18 protein-coding genes are annotated in these 17,623 nt (G+C 60.8%); 7 read left to right on the forward strand and 11 right to left on the reverse strand.

All coding sequences use genetic code 11. The features are described 5' to 3' along the window. Positions 1-228: 228 nt before the first annotated feature. Positions 229-2,325, forward strand: a complete 2,097-nt coding sequence (locus LOH54_RS00180; protein ID WP_231019564.1) for a TonB-dependent receptor — start codon at positions 229-231, stop codon at positions 2,323-2,325. Positions 2,326-2,337: 12 nt separating this feature from the next. Further along, complete coding sequence (locus LOH54_RS00185) at positions 2,338-3,708, forward strand: 4Fe-4S binding protein (RefSeq protein ID WP_231019566.1); 1,371 nt, start codon at positions 2,338-2,340, stop codon at positions 3,706-3,708. Positions 3,709-3,723: 15 nt separating this feature from the next. On the opposite strand, the gene LOH54_RS00190 is transcribed toward LOH54_RS00185, so the two are convergent. Then, the gene (locus LOH54_RS00190) at positions 3,724-4,416 is read right to left on the reverse strand and encodes a MerR family transcriptional regulator (protein ID WP_231019567.1); all 693 of its coding nucleotides are present in this window, start codon (positions 4,414-4,416) and stop codon (positions 3,724-3,726) included. 91 nt (positions 4,417-4,507) lie between these two features. Between LOH54_RS00190 and LOH54_RS00195 the strand changes: the two genes are divergently transcribed. The 5 genes from LOH54_RS00195 to LOH54_RS00215 all read left to right on the forward strand — a co-directional run bounded on the left by LOH54_RS00195 (position 4,508) and on the right by LOH54_RS00215 (position 7,183). Then, positions 4,508-5,020 carry a YeeE/YedE thiosulfate transporter family protein gene (locus tag LOH54_RS00195; RefSeq protein WP_231019568.1) on the forward strand — a complete coding sequence of 171 codons (513 nt, stop codon included), beginning with the start codon at positions 4,508-4,510 and terminating at the stop codon, positions 5,018-5,020. Further along, positions 5,017-5,616 (forward strand): YeeE/YedE thiosulfate transporter family protein, encoded by a 600-nt coding sequence (locus LOH54_RS00200; protein ID WP_231019569.1) that lies wholly within the window; start codon positions 5,017-5,019, stop codon positions 5,614-5,616. The genes LOH54_RS00195 and LOH54_RS00200 overlap by 4 nt, the downstream gene beginning before the upstream one ends. A gap of 48 nt (positions 5,617-5,664) precedes the next feature. Beyond that, positions 5,665-6,195: a carboxymuconolactone decarboxylase family protein gene (locus LOH54_RS00205; RefSeq protein ID WP_231019570.1), complete on the forward strand. Its 531-nt coding sequence runs from the start codon at positions 5,665-5,667 to the stop codon at positions 6,193-6,195. Then, entirely contained in the window at positions 6,192-6,638 is a 447-nt protein-coding gene (locus LOH54_RS00210) for a DsrE family protein (protein WP_231019571.1), read from the forward strand. Before LOH54_RS00205 ends, LOH54_RS00210 begins: the two co-directional genes overlap by 4 nt. 134 nt (positions 6,639-6,772) lie before the next feature. Next, a complete protein-coding gene (locus LOH54_RS00215; RefSeq protein WP_231019572.1) occupies positions 6,773-7,183 on the forward strand; it encodes an Lcl C-terminal domain-containing protein in 411 nt (136 codons plus the stop codon). Positions 7,184-7,189: 6 nt separating this feature from the next. Here LOH54_RS00215 and LOH54_RS00220 read toward each other — a convergent pair whose 3' ends face one another. The 10 genes from LOH54_RS00220 to LOH54_RS00265 all read right to left on the reverse strand — a co-directional run bounded on the left by LOH54_RS00220 (position 7,190) and on the right by LOH54_RS00265 (position 17,614). Further along, entirely contained in the window at positions 7,190-7,858 is a 669-nt protein-coding gene (locus LOH54_RS00220; RefSeq protein ID WP_231019573.1) for an EF-hand domain-containing protein, read from the reverse strand. Between the two features lie 65 nt (positions 7,859-7,923). Beyond that, the gene (locus LOH54_RS00225) at positions 7,924-8,631 is read right to left on the reverse strand and encodes a pirin family protein (RefSeq protein ID WP_231019574.1); all 708 of its coding nucleotides are present in this window, start codon (positions 8,629-8,631) and stop codon (positions 7,924-7,926) included. A 116-nt stretch (positions 8,632-8,747) separates the two neighbouring features. Beyond that, complete coding sequence (locus LOH54_RS00230) at positions 8,748-9,197, reverse strand: MarR family winged helix-turn-helix transcriptional regulator (RefSeq protein ID WP_231019575.1); 450 nt, start codon at positions 9,195-9,197, stop codon at positions 8,748-8,750. 104 nt (positions 9,198-9,301) lie between these two features. Further along, positions 9,302-10,123: a DUF4405 domain-containing protein gene (locus tag LOH54_RS00235; protein WP_231019576.1), complete on the reverse strand. Its 822-nt coding sequence runs from the start codon at positions 10,121-10,123 to the stop codon at positions 9,302-9,304. Between the two features lie 32 nt (positions 10,124-10,155). Then, positions 10,156-10,593 carry a heme-binding domain-containing protein gene (locus tag LOH54_RS00240; RefSeq protein ID WP_231019577.1) on the reverse strand — a complete coding sequence of 146 codons (438 nt, stop codon included), beginning with the start codon at positions 10,591-10,593 and terminating at the stop codon, positions 10,156-10,158. Between the two features lie 12 nt (positions 10,594-10,605). Next, positions 10,606-13,677, reverse strand: coding sequence for an efflux RND transporter permease subunit (locus tag LOH54_RS00245; protein WP_231019578.1), 3,072 nt, complete (start codon positions 13,675-13,677; stop codon positions 10,606-10,608). Next, on the reverse strand, positions 13,674-14,720 hold the full coding sequence (locus LOH54_RS00250; protein WP_231019580.1) for an efflux RND transporter periplasmic adaptor subunit: 1,047 nt from the start codon (positions 14,718-14,720) through the stop codon (positions 13,674-13,676). Before LOH54_RS00250 ends, LOH54_RS00245 begins: the two co-directional genes overlap by 4 nt. Beyond that, positions 14,717-15,904 (reverse strand): TolC family protein, encoded by a 1,188-nt coding sequence (locus tag LOH54_RS00255; RefSeq protein ID WP_231019581.1) that lies wholly within the window; start codon positions 15,902-15,904, stop codon positions 14,717-14,719. Before LOH54_RS00255 ends, LOH54_RS00250 begins: the two co-directional genes overlap by 4 nt. Before the next feature lie 76 nt (positions 15,905-15,980). After that, positions 15,981-16,286 carry a hypothetical protein gene (locus LOH54_RS00260; RefSeq protein ID WP_231019582.1) on the reverse strand — a complete coding sequence of 102 codons (306 nt, stop codon included), beginning with the start codon at positions 16,284-16,286 and terminating at the stop codon, positions 15,981-15,983. Between the two features lie 62 nt (positions 16,287-16,348). Beyond that, positions 16,349-17,614, reverse strand: coding sequence for a DUF2202 domain-containing protein (locus LOH54_RS00265; RefSeq protein WP_231019583.1), 1,266 nt, complete (start codon positions 17,612-17,614; stop codon positions 16,349-16,351). Positions 17,615-17,623 lie beyond the last annotated feature (9 nt).

The raw sequence follows: 17,623 nt of genomic DNA on the forward strand, positions 1-17,623 counted from the left end.
TAATAATCATAGCGAGAATAGCGTTAAATCTCTCCCGTTTCAGGGCAAACACAATTTCCGATCACGCAAACCTTAATCGTTTGAAAAAATTGGATGATGCGCATTAAAAAGATTTATTTTAATCAAAAAGAATATATGTCGTTAAACGCCCAGGTACAGGGGCTTTTCCACTTAACACTTAGGTAACACTCTTCTAATAATATTATGTATTATATTTAAGGAGTGTGTATGAAAAAGGGGATTTTGCTGAGTATCCCGGCGGCACTCACGACGCTGATGGGAGCGGATACCTACTCCCTGGACGCCGTGAGTGTCACCGCGACGAAATTCGAACGCGAAACCAAAGAGGTGCCGCAGAGCGTCGCTGTCGTCGACAACGAGGAGATCGAAGAGCGCAACGTGCTCAACGTCAAAGATGCCATCGAAACGATCCCGGGGGTGATCACGATGAGCAAGAACAACGGCTACGACAGCCGGCTCATCATCCGCGGCGCGGGGCTGAAAGCGCGCTACGGCATCCGGGAGATCATGGTCATGCGCGACGGGGTCCCGATGACGGACCCGGACAGTTTCACGCGGATGGACTTTATCGACGTTGACGACATGGAGAGCGTCGAGGTCTTCAAGGGGCCGGGTTCGATCTATGCGGCCAATGCCAGCGGCGGGGTCGTCTTTATCAAGTCCAAATCCGTTTTCGATACGGACAACAACCGTGTCAAGATCGGGTACGGCACCTATGACACCCTCAATGCCAACATCAAAGGCTCCTTTGCGATCGATGAGAGCAACTACGTCGGCGTCAGCGTTTCCCGCCGCCAGTCGTCAAACGACTGGAGGGACTGGAACGAGTTCGATACGACCCAGGCGAGCCTGAAATACGGCCACCTCTTCGAGGATGACGCCTCGCTGCAGATGGAGTTTGCCTATACCGAAGCGAACCTGCAGCTGCCCCAGTCCCTCAGCGCTGACGAATTCGCCGCCTTCAAAGAGACGGGGGAGACGACGAACACCAACGGCGCGTGGCAGCAGAGCGGCCGCTATTCCGATACCTACTTCTTCAACGTCCAGTACGAGAAGAGCTTCGGCGACCTGACCTTCAAGCCGCAGGCGTATTTCACGAAGTGGGGCCACTACCACCCGGTCACGGGGATGATCAACGACGCGCCGGACAACTACGTTATCGGGACGGACCTCGCCTTTGATGCGAAACATACGCTTTTTAACCGCGACGCCTCCCTCGTCTTCGGCCTGACGGCGCGCAGCGACATCCGTGACAACAGCAAAAAGTACACCTACCGCGACTACATTGACGTCCCGGGACCGAGTACGCGTATTATCAAGGTCACCTCCGATGCGAAAGGGGACCTGGCCGGGGTCGAAGACGGTACGAGCACGCTCTACGGCTTCTACATTCAGGAGACCTTCGCGCCCGCGGAGCGCCTGCTCGTGGACGTGGGGCTGCGGTACGACCACCTCTCCTTCGATATCGACGGGACGGAGTACCTGGCCTACGACTACGCCGACGGCAACTATACGACGGGCGAGGGCGACTACAGCGTCACCGAGTCCTACGATCTGCTCTCGCCGAAGGTCGGCGCGACGTTCGCGCTGACGGAGACGCTCAACGTTTACGGCCTCATCGCCGCGGCGAATCAGGCGCCGACGGACAGCGAAGTCCGTGCCAACCTCGCCTACGGCAGTTCCCCGTCGCTCAAAGCCTCGCTGTCGGTCAATTACGAGGTCGGTATGAAGCAGCGCAGCCGCGACTGGAGCATGGATCTGTCACTCTACTATAACGCCGTGCGCGACGAGATCGTGGCGGTCAAGGGGGCCGACAATACGACTTATTACACCAATGCCGGTAAAACGAAACGCATCGGGGCGGAGCTCAGCGTCGATTACTTCCTCAGCGACATGGTGGACGTCGGTGCCAACGGCGCCTGGTTCGATTACAGCTACAGCAGTTACGTCGACGGCGGGGTGGACTATTCAGGCAACAGGCAGCGCTACATCCCCGATTACCAGTATTCGCTCTTTGCCGGCTACCATGACGGCAGCCTCTCGGCGCGCATCGAGGGGATCAGCTACGGTCCTTTCTACATGGACGACCTCAACACGGAGAAGTACGACGGCTTTACGCTGGTCACGAACCTGAGCCTTGCCTATACCACCGGACACCACCGCTACCAGTTCAACGTCAACAACCTCTTCGACCAGCGCTACGCGACGGAAGTGGACAAAACGACCGGCTACGGCGGACCGAAGTACTACTACACGCCGGGCATGCCGCAGTTCGCGATGTTGACCTACACCTATTCGTTCTAAAAGGAGGAGCAGATGGTCGACCATATTACTCGGAGGGGAAACGACCTGCTGGGCTGGCCGCTGGTAGCGGCCCTGTTTAAAAACAGGCGCGTCCTTTTCATCGTGCGGACGGCGGCTGCGCTGCTTTTCGTCTCCGCGATAGGGTTCGGCCTGCGCTATCCGTCCGTAGCGGAGAACCCCTACACTACGGCCGTTTTCTGGTCGCTGTTCTGGCCCTTTTTCATGATCGTCAGCATCGTGCTGATCGGGCCTGGATTCTGCGGGGTCTGCCCCCACGGTGTGATCGGCCGCTTCTTTTCGAAAATCGGTACGCAAAAGGAGGCGCCGGCGTGGCTGAAGCATCGCGGCATCGGGCTGGGCATCCTGATCGCGGCCTACTGGGTGCCGGTCTACCTCTTCCCGGGCGCGCTCAAGACTCCCTGGGTCGCCGCGGCGCTCTTCGCCGGGCTGACGCTCCTGGCACTCTTTGTCTTCTCCCGCTACAAGGATATGGCCTACTGCACCTACCTCTGCCCGATCGGGAGCGTGACCAAAAGCTACGGGAAACTGGGGGCGGTCCGTCTGCAGACCTACCGCGACGCCTGCGACGCGTGCACGACCTTTGACTGCGCGAAAGCCTGCGAGACGGGGCTGCAGCCCTACCTTTTTGAGAAGAAAAACTCCATGCGCGACTGTACGCTCTGCATGGATTGCGCGCAGGCCTGCGAGGCGGTATCGCTGCAGCTGGTGAAACCTTCCAAGGGGATGTTCGGCGAGGTCAACGACCGCCACACCATCCATACCTCTGTTTATATCCTGCTGCTGGCGATCATTACGATCACCATGCATTTCCACCACGGGCTCGGGCATTCGCCGGTGAAGACGCAGACACCGTGGTACGCGGCAGGAGAGTGGCTCGCATCGTTCCTGCCTGCCGGGGTGGACTGGGTCGGTTTTGCGGCACTCGTCATGGCCCTGAGCGTCACCGGCGCGCTCGTGCTCGGCGGCTATGCCGTCGCCGCGGCGCTGGCGAACAAGCCCTTTAAGAGCTTCCTGCACCGCAACAGCTACGCTCTGGCCCCGATGATGATCATCGGGTCGCTCTCGCACGTGGGATCGTTCTTCTTCCTGGAGTACGCCTCCGAGCTTGCCAATGCCTGGTACTGGCTGACAGGCAGTACGGAGACGATGCGTCCGCTGGCCTCCATGCGCGACGGCTGGGTCCACCTCTTCTCGCTTTTCGGCTATGCCGGGGCCCTCTGGAGCGCCGTCATCCTCTACAGCCGCCTGGGCATGTACGAGTTTTCCACGGCCAAACGCCTGGCGGCCTTTGCCGCCTCGGGGGCGATGATCTGGTTTTATATCGGGCTGCTGGTGCTCTCGATGGTAGTCAGGAGTCACTGACCGGGGCTGAAAACCTTATGAATGCGTCTCGTCCGCGTTGAGCTCCTCTTTGAGGGCGGAGACGAAGACCCGGTAGGTGTTCCGGTCGAAGAGGTAGGGCTTGGCGGTAAAAAGGGTCTCGAAAAGGATCTTCCACAGCGTCGAGAAGTTGTCGTCCGTCCGGGCGTTGCAGAGGCTCTGCTGCATCTGGCGCTCCAGTTTGGCGAGCCCCCTGGCGTGTTCGGCGTAGGCTTTGAGGATGTCGGGGGCGACCCCGACGCTCTCGAAGGCGGCGGCCAGGTTGACGATGGCCGCGTCTTTATGGGTGAAGTCCGCCTCCCCCGTCGGCAGGAGGATACCCGTCTCCATCAGACGCCGAACGACGGCGGCGTCCAGCGCGAATGCCTCGACAAACTCCGCCTCCGTATAGTGCTCCGCGTCGGCGGGGACGCGGCTAAGCGTATTCATCAGCGGCTCGATCATCGACAGCGAGCTTGAAAGCGACCGGTTCGGGTTCCCCAGCGCCGCTTTGATCTGCTCGATGCTGCTCCCCACCTCCTCTTTCATATACCGGATGTAGCGCAGCCGCTCCACATGTTCGTCGTTGTAGCGGTGGACGTTGGGTTTGAGCTTCCGCGCTTCGGGCAGCAGCCCCTCTTTGATGTAGTAGAGGATGGTCGATTTGGGCACTCCGGTCTTGGCGACGACTTCCGAGATCTTATACTCCACCGTGTTCCTTGTTCAAGAAAGTTTAAGCATTATAGCATAGAATTCAAAACGTAAAGTATAACTTGACGATTTACAAAATAAGGGGGTCATTATGCCTCGTAAAATACCATGGTGGGCCGGCGGCATCCTGATGAGCCTGCTCTTCTTTTTTACCTTTTCCGAATGGGGAGCGGGGCGGCCGATCGGTGCCTCGACGGGCATGGCCTACCTCTCCGAGGTGCTGTTCGGCCTGGATGCCGATGCGCACGAGTATACGGCACTGATCGAGACGTCGGGCGCCTGGGAGGGGGTGATGCTGATCGGTGTTTTCTTCGGCGGCCTCTTCATGTCGCTCTTCGTGACGAAGACCTTCCACATCAGTACCATCCCGACGCTCTGGAAAACGCGCAAAAACAGCTCGGTCCCTTCGCGGATGGTCTGGAGCTTCATCGCCGGGTTCCTGCTCGTTTACGGGGCGCGGCTCGCCGGCGGCTGCAACGCGGGGCATATCCTCTCCGGGGGGAGCCAGACTGCCGTCAGCGGGATGATCTTTACCGTTGTCGCCCTGGGCACCGGCATGATCACCGGCCGCTTCTTCTATAAACGCAAAAAGAGCTGCGCATGATTGAGCGTATCACCCATATGTTCGACGTCGTTGCGGCGCAGGGGCACGGTTCAGTCTGGACGGTGCTCTTCATCGGTTTCTGTTTCGGGGCGGTTATCCTCTGGTCGCGGCTCGACAAGTTCGAGAAGATGGCGGGCTTCATGATCTTCGAGGACACCCTGGCGCCGCGCATGGCGATGATGACCGTAGCGCTGTCCGGGGTCGGCTTTTATGCGCTCGTACAGGGCGGCGTTGCGGAGTACCAGGTGAAACCGACCCTGCTGGGCGGGCTGCTGGTCGGCGCAGTGCTGTTCGGCATGGGGCTCGTGATCCTCGGCAAATGCCCCTCGGCCTTTTTCGTCTCCGTCTCCGAAGGGCGCGTCGATGCGCTGGTGGGGGTGATCGGCGGGATGGTCGGCGGCGCGGTCTTCACCCTCACCTTCCCCTGGATCAAACAGCTCATGGGGCCGGACCTCGGAACCATCAGGCTCAGTGACGTGCTGGGCGGTTATGAATTGACCATCGTGCTGCTGCTGAGCCTGATCCTTTTCGTCGTCGCCCTGCTGATCCCGACCGTCGACTACCACGACCCGGCCGATGAAAACCAAAAGCGTTAAGTACGACTTAACGCTTTTTCAATTAGAATTGTCGCAAAGGAGAAGAAGATGGCATACATAGCACTACCCGAATTCGAGGAGATGTCCCCGGCAATCCAGGAGAAGGCGCGCCCCATCCTGGAGAAGACAGGCAGCCTCGGCGAGATTTTCAAACTGCTGGCGCTGGACGAGAAGGTCTATTTCGCGACCGACATGATGGTGCAGAAGTTCCTGCTGGAGCCGACGGAGCTCTCCTATGACATCAAGGAGGCGATCGCCCTGCTCATTTCCAAGGAGAACAGCTGCAAGATGTGCGTCGACGTGCACAAGAACATCGCGAAGATGCTGGGACTGAGTGAGGATCGTATCACCCAGATCCTCGAGGGGATCGACAGCATCAGTACCGACGAGAAAGAGAAGGCGCTGCTGCGCTTCTGCGTCCGCGCGTCGAAGAAAGACAACTACAAGATGCAGCAGGAAGATATCGACGCCCTCAAAGCGCTGGGCTACAGCGACGTGCAGATCATCGAGGCCGTCGCGATCACCGGGTATTTCAACTACATCAATACCCTCTCCAACGTCTTCGGTCTGGGGCAGTGAAACGGATTCCGGCCCTTCTGGCGCTCCTGGCCGTTCTGGCATTGGCCCAGGAGTACAAGGCCGTCTTCGACTGCAGCTCCTCAAACCCGCGCTATATCCTTTCGCGATTCAACCTCATTGAGAAGACCAAGCAGATGATCGAGGCGCAGGGCGATACGGTCCGTTTCGCCGTGACGATGCACGGCGGCTGCGCCAAGGTGGCGTCGGAGAGCGCCGATTACCTCGTCCCCGAGGAGGAGGTGCTCTATATCACGAAGGCACAGGAGAGTCTTGAACGCCTCTCCAAAGCCAAAGAGGTGGAGCTGGTCGTCTGTGCTATCGCGCTGGAGGGCAACGGGATCGACCGCGAAGACGTACTGCCCTACCTGCGCATTTCGGAAAACAGCTACATCGACACCATCGCCTACCAGAACCAAGGCTACGCCCTGATGCCGTTGAAATAGCGGCGGTGTTTATTAAGCGTTCGCACAATCCGTTTAAGATTTGATGTGTAAAAGTGACCCCGTAAGAGAGGACGGGCGCGTGTCCCGGCAGTGCAGACGAAGGTCTGCCGCGCCGGCCAAGAAAAGGAGGGTTAATGATTCGAGTGTTTTCTCTGTTGCTCGCGGTTTCGGCGCTGGCCTGGGCGGGCTGGAAGCGCAGCGGTGATACGGTCATCGATACCGCGGCGAAACTGCAGTGGCAGGATAATGCCATGGCGGCCAAGAAAGATACGGTCTGGAAAGATGCGCGCAGCTACTGCGCGAACCTGGAGCTTGAAGGGTTCCGTGATTGGCGGTTGCCGACCCGCACGGAACTCGAAACGCTCCGCAAAGCCACTGTCGCCAAGAAGGTGGGGCTCAAAAACACGGTCTCCAACGCCTACTGGACATCGGAGATTTACCGCAAAATGCCCGTCAATGCCTGGGCCGTCTACTGGGGCAACGGCCACATGTTCGATACGGACCGCTGTGACGAAGCGCACGTACGCTGCGTCCGCAAGCGCTGACGCGCTTTAGCGGTTCGGGCCGCCCATTCCGCCGCCGCTGCATTTACCGCTGCCGCATTTCATCCCTTTGCCCATTCCCTGGCCGCCGGGGCGCTGCTTCATCTGGTTCATCTGGTGGTTTCTGAATTCGGTGGGATCGATCGTACCGTCCCCGTTGGTATCGACGTCGCCGAAGGCGGGTGCATTGGCGGCGTTACGCATCATCTTGCCGCTTTCAGCCTGCTTGGCCATCCGCGCCTGTTGGGCGTTCTCGAACTCGGTCTGGGTGATCGCGCCGTCGCCGTTCGCGTCAAAGTCGTTGAAAGAGGACATCATTCTGCCCTGCATTCCACCTTGCATTCCGCCCGGCATGTTGTTCTGAACGTTGCCCTGGCCCATACCGGCGGGACGCTGCTGCATCCGGTTCATCTGATGGTTTCTGAATTCGGTGGGATCGATCATGCCGTCCCCGTTGGCATCAATGTCGCCGAAGGTGGGTGCATTGGCGGCGTTACGCATCATCTTGCCGCTTTCGGCCTGCTTGGTCATCCGCGCCTGCTGGGTGTTTTCGAACTCGGTCTGGCTGATCATGCCGTCGCCGTTCGCGTCAAAATCGTTAAAAGAGGACATCATTCCCTGTGCGGCGAACAGGGTTCCTCCGAGCAGCAGTGCCGCCGCGAGACTCATACGTTTCATCTTATTCTCCTTTGGGTGCGTTCTAGTAATAATGATACTCCAATGTAAGTAAACTGTGAGTCATTTCACAGGGGCACGTCGAAAAGGAGCACCTTCGCGTCGTGCACGGCAACGAGATCATGGACATTGTCATCCATAATCTGCAGTTCGTCCCGGGCGCCGAGGTGCAGATCCTCGACCGCGACCTCCCCTTCGATGACAAAGAGCAGCCGTGCATGGCCCGGCGCGACTGTCGGCATCGCCAGGGTGTGGCCCTCATCAATGTCGCTGACATGGATGGCGGCGTCCTGTTTGATACGGATCGAATTCTCCCGGCCGTCCCCGCTGACGAGCAGGGTCCAGCGGTTGGGGTGATAAAAGGCGTTGAAATCGCGCTGTTCGTACCGGGGTTTGCCGCCCTCCTCGTCGGGGTATATCCAGATCTGGAAGAGGGCGGTCTTCTCCGTTTCGGAGGCGAATTCGGAGTGGGCGATGCCCGCACCAGCACTCATGTACTGGATCTCCCCGGCGCGGATGACGCCCGCGTTCCCCGCGGAGTCGCGGTGTTTCAGGGCACCCTGCGTGACGATGGAGACAATCTCCATGTTGCGGTGGGGGTGGGTCCCGAACCCCTGCCCGGCTTCAATGACGTCGTCGTTGATCACCCGCAGGGCCCCGAAACCCATCCGCGTGGGGTTGTAGTAGTCGGCAAACGAAAAACTGAAGCGGCTGTGCAGCCATCCGTGTTCGGCGACGCCCCTATCAGAGGCGCGGTGGACAAACATTCTTGACATAAGGGTCTCCTTTGAATTTGTTTCGGCATAAAGCGCCAGCGGCGGCAGAAACAGCATCTGAAGCAATGTGCGGCGTTTCATGGCATCCTCCGGTGTTGACGCGTCGGGCAAAGATCCTATTGCGCCTTTTCCAGTTTGCGCAGCAGGCGCGACAGGGTATGGAGCTCTTCGGTTTCCAGCGCGGCACCGTACCACGCCGCCAGGTTGCGGACGTGCTCCGGGAAGTGGGCCGCGATCAGGCTCTGTCCCGTTTCGGTGATCTCCACCATGCGGATGCGACGGTCCGTTTCACTTGGGTAGACACGGATCCACCCCTTGCTTTCAAGGTTCTTGATGACGACGGTGATGTTGCCCGGCGTACTGAGGATCAGTTCGGTGATCTGGCCGATCCGCAGCGTCCCGAGGTGGTAGAGGGCCTCGAGGATGGCGAACTGCGCCATCGTCATCCCCTGGTCGGCTATGGTCGCCGTCTCCTTCGCACGGAGTTTGTTGAAGGCGCGCGACAGTTCGATATGCGCCCGTAGTACGGCGTCTTCGAGCGTTCCGTACTGTGGTGTGCGTTTCATGGCGTCTCCTTGAAAGATGGGATAAGAGCATTATATTACTAATTAGTAATAATGTCAACGGCGACCGCCGCTCGGCAAAGCGCTCCCCTCGTGGGGAAGGGAGTTTACGGCAGGTCTCTCAGGGTTTCGAAAAGGGTGTAGGGGGTGGTGCCGAGCTGTCCGGCGGCGTCGCGCATGGTGGTCTGCGGCGTGGCGTCGACGCCCTCCGCTTCGAGATAGGCGAGCGCCTTTGCCAGGTCGATATGCCCCGCGTCGGCGAGCGAACCGATGCTTCTGCGTCCCATGCCGCTGAGCGGCGCAACGCTCTGCTGCGCCTGCGCGTGCGGCACCATGGCGTTATAGACCTTCTGCGCGGAGACGCCGTTTTCGACTGCGATCTGCTCCAGGGTCTGCTGGCCGTTTTTCGCACGGAAACCGGCGTCGCGCAGCCGCTTGAGCGCCGTGGGCGTATCGATACCGTTCTGGGGCGCGAGGATGGCGACGGTGGCCTCTTCGGCATGACCGAACGGCGGGGCGCCTACCTGTCGCTCCCAGTAATCCTTGATCGCCGTATTGAGATTGACGATGCTTTGCATCGGCGGCAGGTGGAGCATGGTGGCACCGACGAAAAAGAGGTTGAGCACGAGGGCGGCGAGGAACTCTTTTTTCAGCGGGTTCAGGCGGTGCGCATGGGTCTTGAGGTAACTGACCAGCGGTTTCCAGTTGTAGTAGATGTGCCAGACGCCGGCCGCGAGAAAGAGGAACATCGAGGTGATGTGCAGGTCGGTGTACTGGGTCTTGGTGAGCCCCAGCAGCGTCCAGTCGGTCCAGAACGCGATCTTCCCTTTCGGCGTAAAAAAGAGCATGATGCCCGTGTAGCTCATCACGAGAAACGAAAGCCCGAGGGTCAGCGAGACCGTTTTCTTGAGCGAGAATTTATCTTCCATTGGTTGTCCCTTTCACGCGCCGGGCGCGGGAGTCAGTGTCTCGGCTTTTTGGTACCGAAGGTGGCTTTCAGGCCGGCGATCAGCGCTGTTTTTTCCTCCGGAGTGAGCCGCGCCTCGGGGTGGGTCGGCAGGTAGACGGCCGGCGGCATGTCGTCCTCTTCCACCTCTTCGGCGGCGTCGTACCCCTTGTTTTTCTTCTGCACGCCCCAGACGGAAACATTGAAGTTCTCGCGTCCCTCTTCGACGTCGTGGGCAACGAGCCAGGAGACGGGGGCGACATGGCTGTACCAGGGCCAGACGGTCTCATTGGAGTGGCAGTCGGCACAGGCGCGCATAAAGAGCGTGCGGGTCTGCGGGGTATCCCACGCCGGTTCAGCCACGACCGGAGGATTGGTGTGGTCGTGGCCAAAGGGGATGATTTGGATGGCCGTGACGAAAGCCAGGGCACCGATAAGCAGTTCCGTTTTCATCGACATTCCTTTTCACACAGTATATTGTAACTCTTTCTTCGCTTCGATCCGCCGGTAGAGGATCGGCAGGATGATCAAAGTGAGCAGGGTCGAGCTGATCAGCCCGGTGATCACGACGACGGCGAGGGGCTTCTGGATCTCCGAACCGGGGCCGGTCGCAAAGAGCATCGGCACCAGGCCGAAGGCGGCGATAAGTGCCGTCATCAGGACCGGGCGCAGGCGCCGTCTGGCCCCCTCGAGCACCGCGTTTTCAAGCGGCATCGTTTTGACCAGCTCGTTGAAGTAGCTGACCATAACGACCCCGTTGAGCACGGCGATCCCTAGCAGGGCGATGAAGCCGACCGAGGCGGGGACGGAGAGGTAGTGGCCGCTCGCCATCAGCCCCGCAATCCCGCCCGTCAGCGCCAGGGGGATCATCGCGAAGACGGCCGCGGCCTGCCGCAGGGATCGGAAGGTGAAGAAGAGGATCATAAAGATCACCGCCAGGGCAATGGGCACGACGACGGAGAGGCGCGCCATGGTGCGCTGCTGGTTCTTGAACTCCCCGCCGTATTCGAGGCGGTACCCTGCCGGGAGGGCCACTTCCTGCTCGATTTTCGCGGCGATCGACGCCACGAAGGTTGTAAGGTCGGTGCCGCTGACGTTGGTCTGGATGGAGACGAAGCGCTGAGCCCCCTCATGCTTGATCTCGACGCTCCCCTCCGTGCGCTCGATGTGCGCGATGTTGGAGAAGGCGATGCGTTCGCCCGCCGGGGTCGTGAGGTAGATCGACGAGAGCGGCAGGTCGTTTTGCGCGTAATCGCCGCGGATCAGGATGGAGAACTGCTTCATCCCCTCGTAGATCTTGCCCGCCTCGGCGCCCATCACGGCGATGGCGAGGATCTGCGCCGCTTCGTCGAGGTTGAGACCGTACTTGGTGAGCTGTTTCTTGTCGAAAACGACCTGTTGGTAGCTGACCCCCTCGTTCTGGCGCATGTAGACGTCTTCGCTCCCCTCGGTTGCTTTGAGGAGGTCGGCGATGTTTGTCCCCAGGGTGTTGAGGGTGTCGATATCGTCGCCGAAGAGCTTGACGACGACGTCGCCGCGCGCGCCCGTGAGCATCTCGGAGGTGCGCATCTCGATGGGCTGGGTGAAGCCGTACTCGATGCCTGTGATCCCTTCAAGCACCGTGCGCATCTGCGCGCGGAGCCAGTCGGGGTCGGGCGTGCGCCACGCGGACTTGGGATGCAGCACCAGGAAGGTGTCGGTGTCGTTGAGCCCCATGGGGTCGAGTCCGATCTCGTCCGAGCCGCTGCGGGAGATGATGGATTTGATCTCGGGCACCGCGGCCATGAGCTGCTGCTGGATCTGGGTGTTGAGCATGATCCCCGCCGGGATGTTGATGGCGGGGTCGGACTCGACGCCGATGACGATGTTCCCTTCGTCCATCGTCGGCATAAAGGTCTTGCCGACGCTGCCGAACATGTAGACGGAGAGCGGTACGAGCAGCACGAGCAGGAGGTAGATCGGTTTTTCGAACCGGAAGGCGCGGATGAGCGTCGGGATGTAGATCTCCTCGAGCTTGCGCACGAGCCAGGTCGGTTCGTCGTGGGCCTTTTTGATGCTCATCCCGGCAATGACGGGGATGAGGTAGAGGGCGAAGAGGATGGAGGAGGCGAGGGTAAAGACGATGCTCAGCGCCACCGGGGCGAAGAGCTTACCCTCCAGCCCCTGCAGCATCAGCAGCGGCGAGAAGATCGTGATAATGATGACGACGCCCGAGACGATGGGGAGGCTCACCTCTTTGGCCGCCAGGTAGATGAGGCGGCTGCGCGGTTCGTGGGCGTATTTGGGGTGCCCCAGCCAGGCGACGATGTTCTCGACCATAACGACGGCGGAGTCGACGATCATCCCGATGGCGATGGCGATCCCGCCGAGGCTCATCAGGTTGGCGCTGATGCCGAAGAGGTGCATCAAAATAAAGGCGCTCAGAATCGCCATCGGCAGGATGAGCGCGACGGTGAGCGCGGAGATGATGTCTCCGAGCATCAGCAGCAGGATGACGATGATGAGCACGACGGCCTCCATCAGCGCCTTCTGGACGGTGTTAACGGCTTTGCCGACGAGATCGCTGCGGTCATAGAAGACGTCCAGCTTCGTGCCCTCGGGCAGGTTCTTCTCCAGTTCGGCCAGGCGCGTTTTGACGGCGGCAACGGTGCGGGAGGCGTCGGCGCCTTTGAGGCCGAGCACGAGCCCTTCGACCGCTTCGCCTTTGCCGTCCTTGGTGACGTAGCCGTAGCGGGTGACGGCCCCGACGCTGACATCGGCGACATCGCCGACGTAGACGGTGCTGCCCTCGCGCTGGGCGAGGACGAGCTCGCGGATGCTCTCGATGCCGGTCTGTTTCCCCAGTACGCGGACAATCATCGCTTCGTCACCCTGCTCGATCCGCCCGGCGCCGTAGTTGGCATTGTTGCGTTCAATCACTTCGATGAGTTGGGAGACAGGGATGCCGTAGGCGGAGAGGCGGGCGAAATCGGGTTTGACGATGAAGCTTTTCACGAGGCCGCCCAGGGCGTTGACGTCGGCGACGCCGGGGACGCTGCGCAGGGCCGGACGGATCGTCCAGTCAAGCAGGGTACGCTTCTCCATCAGGCTGAGGGTCTCCGATTCGATCGTGAACATCAGGATCTCGCCCAGCGGTGTTGTGATGGGGGCGATGCCCCCGCCGATGTTCTCGGGAAGCTCCTTCTTGACGGCCGTAAAACGCTGGTAAACGCGGTCGCGGGCCCAGTAGAGGTCGGTGCCCTCTTCAAAGTTGATCGTGATGTCGGCCAGGGCGTACTTGGAGATGGAGCGGACCATCGTCTGGTGGGGGATGCCCTGCATCTCCAGCTCGACGGGAATGGTAATCTGCTGCTCCACTTCGCTCGGGGTCATGCCGGGGGCTTTGATGATGATTTTCACCTGGGTCGAGGAGACGTCGGGGAAGGCGTCGATGACGAGCTTCCCGTAGGAGAGCACCCCGTAGACGGCGACGGCGGCGGCCAGCAGGAGGATGATGATGCGCTGCGAGAGCGCGAAACGCAGCAACGCGTCCATCATTCACCCCCGGCGGCGGCGCTGCGCAGGGCCAGCACGGAGGAGGCGGCAACGCGGTCCTCCGCGCTCAAAGCGCCGGTCACGTAGCAGAACCCCTCGCGGCGCGAAAGCACGGTGACGGCAAGCGGTTCGAAGCCGTCGCTGCGCTTGGCGAAGACGACGCTGCGTCCGTCGAGCTCGGTGACGGAAGCGGCGGGTACTTTCCACGCCTTCGCGGTGCGAGAGAGCGCGATGTTCATGCTGGCACCGCCCCGTTCGCCGCATTCGTCGCCCTCGTGAAGGTCGATGGCGCGGGTCTGCGAGACGGGGTCGATCTGCGGTGCCTTGGCGAAGACCGTGAAGTGCTTGCCGTCGGCGCTCAGCTTCTCCCCAAGGGCAAGGGTATCGGCGGTCTCCCACGGCATGTCGATCTCAAAATGGCACTCGGTCGTGTCAACGAGCTGCGCGAGGACGGCGCCTTCGGCGACGTAGCCGCCCTTTTGCGCGTTCATCGAAGCGATGCTTCCCGTTGCCGGGGCGGAAATGGTCAGGACCGGGTCGGGCTTGTGCTGCGCGGCGATCCGCTTGAGCTGCGGGGGTGTCAGGCCGTAGGCGAGCAGGACGTCACGCTGGAAGGCGGCGGAGGCGTCGAGCTTCTGGCGGCGGTTGCGGCTCTCGGTCAGCTGTTTGGAGGCGACGACCCCTTTGCTCGCCAGCGGCTCGAGGCGTTTGACCTCTTTGTCATAGTACTCCAGCTCCAGCAGGGTCGCGATGTACTCGGACTGCATATCAAGGAGTTTCGGGCTTTTGAGGGTAAAGAGCGTCTGCCCTTTTTTCACATGGGCAAAGGGCTTGACGGCGACGCGGGTCACGAACCCATCGGTGTTGGCGCTGACGGTAAAGCGGGATGCGGGCGGATAGGTGTAGGTGCCGAGGTAGTTGCCGAGGGGGAGCTGCTCCTGGGCTTTGGGAGCGCTCAGGGCCACCTGCAGGGTGCCGGGGTCGATACGGTCAGCCGCGGCGAGCGGCAGCAAGAGGGTGAAGAGTATGGGCATAATGTATTTCATTTTTTATCCTTGGTATCGGGGGTGATGCCGAGATCGGCAAAGAGGCCTGCTTCGGCCTTCAGCGCATTCGCGCGGAGCTGGACCCCCTCCATGAGCAGGGCGAAGAGCATCTTCTGGCTGTCGATGTACTCGAGGTAGCTCGCCTCGGAGCCCATGAAGCGCTCCTCGAGCAAAACGGTCGTCTCGTACGCTTCGGGGATCATCTCGTCGTTCAGCCGTTTCAGGTTCTGCTGCCGGGTCTGTTGGGCCGAGGTGAATGCGGCCACCCGTGCGGCGAGTTCGGCATGCATGGCGCGCAGTTCGGCGCCGGCGGCGAGGGCGTCGCGGTGGGCGGCCTCGCGGTCGTTGGCGCGGCGGCTTCCGCCGCTCAGCGGGATGGAGAGATAGAGGTTGGCGCGCTGAACGTCCATCTCGTTGTCATAGCCCGCGGCAAGCGTCACCTCCTGCAGCCAGCTGTTGCGGTAGGAGGCAAGGGCTTTTGCGCTGCCGTGGCGGTTTTCAAGCTGCCGCAGCAGCGGGGCGTCGGCGAGCAGGGTCTGCTGCGGTAGGGCGATGGTGCCGGGGAGGTCGTGGCAGAGCAGGCTGTCGGCTTCCGTCTGCGCCGTGGCGCGCAGGAGGCGGAACGTTTCATTGTAGCGGCTGTTGAGGTCGTCGATCTGCAGGGTCAGGGTCTCGACGTTCAGCCGGCTGCGCAGCCAGGCGCTGCGGTCGAACTCGCCCCCCTCCATCCCGGTGCGGATCAGCGTCTCCATCTGGACGCCGCGGGTTTTGGCGTCTTCGAGGAGCCAGAGCTCCTCCTGGAGGGTACAGGCGTCGATATAGTAGGCATAGACGCGGTTCTGCAGGCGTGCCGTTTCGAGCGCGGCGGTCATTTCGCTGCCGGTGCCAAAGAGCCGTTCCAGTCTGCCGGTATCGGCGGTGCGGAAGGGTTTTTCAACGCTGACGTGGTACTCCATGGCATTCTTGGACATGGACTTGGCGTCGGCGTAGCCCGCCTGAGCGTTGAGGGCGGGACCGTCGGTCAGCAGTTCGCTGCGCCGCTGCAGGCTGTTCGCCTGCGCGGCGAACTGCCTCGCCTGCGCCGCGTCGGAATGCGCGGCGGCATCGAGGAACTCCTGCAGTGAGACCGGGGCCGCCGAGAGCGACACGGCGGCACAGAGGGCCAGAAGTCGTAGGGGTGTCATTTACGTTACCTTTTATGCGGGTCGGCACAAGGGAGTGCGCGCCCATGGGAATTTTTGAATAGGGTTGAAAAAAAGGTTAGGCTAAAGGTGGCTTGGAGGGGACGGGTGAAATATAGGAGTGGAGCTGCTGCGCTGCGGTGTGGCTCCGGAGGGCAACGGGCCGGTCGGCGTCGGGAAGGGGTAATGCTTCGGGGATGCTCATCAGGGAGTGGATGTGTTCGTGGATCTTGGTGGGCAGATCAAGCGCGCCGGTGCTGCTTTGCGCGAGGCAGAGTTCGTATTGGGTGTCGGTATCCACATCCGTCATAACGTAGTCGTGGACCACGAAGAAGGAGAAGGCCGACAGCAGAACCGAGAGCAGGAGCTGGCGCAGTGTTTTCATTTCGCAGGATTCTAGCCAAACAAGCCTGTCCGTAACTGAAGATTCGCACTTAGGCAAAATCTTTAGGCCCCGCCTCCACCGCGGGTATCAGGATACGTTTCGGGCGTTTTGCAGAAGGTCTCACCGAGCACGCAGCACCCCTCCGGTACGCCGAGCACTTTGAGGGCGCCGTCAAAGGCCCAGTAGTGGTTGTAGCTGCCCTTGCGCAGGGTGGTAAAGGTCGCGGCAAGGTCATCGGCCTTCGCCGCTTCTGCCAGGGCGATATTGACATTAAGGTCATTGACGTCGGTGACTTCGACCATACAGCCTGCCTCCAGGGCGTCCCGGTCGCTTTGCACCCCCTTCGCATAGCGTTCGTCATAGAGGGATTGGACGGCGGCGTCGGGGAAGGTGCCTGCATCGTAGGCCTGCAGCTCTTCCGCGCTGTAGTGCGCCTCCTCGCCGTCGATATCGGTGATATTGATGTCGTAGACCTGCAGCAGGCTTGCGATGGCGGCCTGGTGTTGGCTTTCGGACATCATCGCAATATTGTAGAACTCCTTGTGAGGCCATTGCGTGTGCAAGGCGAGGTAGAGCTCTTTGGCCATCTTCTCCTCATTCCACATAAACGCCAGCGTCCCTCTGAGGGTACTGTTGAGCTCGGAGAGCAGCGGTGTGCCATCACCTTCGCCGAGCTGGCGGTTCATCGCGTCGGCTTCGGCCTGGGTCATCGTCTGCAGCCCGAGCTCGTTTCTGATGAGGTAGCGTTCGCGCTTCGTGGCGTTGAACTCTCCGGAGCTGTACTCTCCGATCCGCGCGGCAATCTGCGTCTGCAGGCTCTGCATGACTTTCAGCGTCAGAGTGGAGGGGTCGCTGACGTTGTGCTCGACGCAGTATTTGTAGAGCTCGTCGCTGATGGCGGCAATAGTGCTGTCGCCGGAGGGCGTCGCATTGTAGAGGCGCGTTTCGCTCAGGTTGAAATCGTTTTGCAGCATCGTCGCGATCTGGGCCTTGTGCGCCAGGGAGGAGACGAGGGTGAGGGCGAGTCCCTGCGGCGTCTGCAGTTTCAGTTCCGGTGCGGGGAGGTCGCCGGCATCGATAATGCCGTTACGGTTGATGTCGATGACACCTCCCAGAGTGGTGACGGGGTAGACCGGATCATTGGCGAAGCGATAGCGGCCACCCGAGAGCATCGCCGCCTGTTGTCCCGAGGCATCGGTGACAAGCGCGTAGAGCATCGGGCCGCGTTCGGCGGTGACCTCGGTCGCGCTGCCGCCGCCGGCGCTGCCGCAGCCGCCGAGCCAGAGGGCCGCGGCTCCGGCGCAAAAAGCATAAACGAGGGGTTTCATGTACAATCC

It is taken from the genome of Sulfurimonas sp. HSL-3221, from assembly GCF_021044585.1.
Classification (GTDB): domain Bacteria; phylum Campylobacterota; class Campylobacteria; order Campylobacterales; family Sulfurimonadaceae; genus Thiomicrolovo; species Thiomicrolovo sulfuroxydans.

Bases quoted from the DNA above. Each gene is read 5' to 3' on its own strand.
- LOH54_RS00255 (WP_231019581.1), bottom strand. From the start codon at position 15,904: ATGACACCCCTACGACTTCTGGCCCTCTGTGCCGCCGTGTCGCTCTCG.
- LOH54_RS00250 (WP_231019580.1), bottom strand. From the start codon at position 14,720: ATGAAATACATTATGCCCATACTCTTCACCCTCTTGCTGCCGCTCGCC.
- LOH54_RS00220 (WP_231019573.1), bottom strand. From the start codon at position 7,858: ATGAAACGTATGAGTCTCGCGGCGGCACTGCTGCTCGGAGGAACCCTG.
- LOH54_RS00205 (WP_231019570.1), top strand. From the start codon at position 5,665: ATGGCATACATAGCACTACCCGAATTCGAGGAGATGTCCCCGGCAATC.
- LOH54_RS00185 (WP_231019566.1), top strand. From the start codon at position 2,338: ATGGTCGACCATATTACTCGGAGGGGAAACGACCTGCTGGGCTGGCCG.
- LOH54_RS00200 (WP_231019569.1), top strand. From the start codon at position 5,017: ATGATTGAGCGTATCACCCATATGTTCGACGTCGTTGCGGCGCAGGGG.
- LOH54_RS00225 (WP_231019574.1), bottom strand. From the start codon at position 8,631: ATGTCAAGAATGTTTGTCCACCGCGCCTCTGATAGGGGCGTCGCCGAA.
- LOH54_RS00230 (WP_231019575.1), bottom strand. From the start codon at position 9,197: ATGAAACGCACACCACAGTACGGAACGCTCGAAGACGCCGTACTACGG.
- LOH54_RS00215 (WP_231019572.1), top strand. From the start codon at position 6,773: ATGATTCGAGTGTTTTCTCTGTTGCTCGCGGTTTCGGCGCTGGCCTGG.
- LOH54_RS00235 (WP_231019576.1), bottom strand. From the start codon at position 10,123: ATGGAAGATAAATTCTCGCTCAAGAAAACGGTCTCGCTGACCCTCGGG.
- LOH54_RS00240 (WP_231019577.1), bottom strand. From the start codon at position 10,593: ATGAAAACGGAACTGCTTATCGGTGCCCTGGCTTTCGTCACGGCCATC.
- LOH54_RS00245 (WP_231019578.1), bottom strand. From the start codon at position 13,677: ATGATGGACGCGTTGCTGCGTTTCGCGCTCTCGCAGCGCATCATCATC.
- LOH54_RS00195 (WP_231019568.1), top strand. From the start codon at position 4,508: ATGCCTCGTAAAATACCATGGTGGGCCGGCGGCATCCTGATGAGCCTG.
- LOH54_RS00180 (WP_231019564.1), top strand. From the start codon at position 229: ATGAAAAAGGGGATTTTGCTGAGTATCCCGGCGGCACTCACGACGCTG.
- LOH54_RS00260 (WP_231019582.1), bottom strand. From the start codon at position 16,286: ATGAAAACACTGCGCCAGCTCCTGCTCTCGGTTCTGCTGTCGGCCTTC.
- LOH54_RS00265 (WP_231019583.1), bottom strand. From the start codon at position 17,614: ATGAAACCCCTCGTTTATGCTTTTTGCGCCGGAGCCGCGGCCCTCTGG.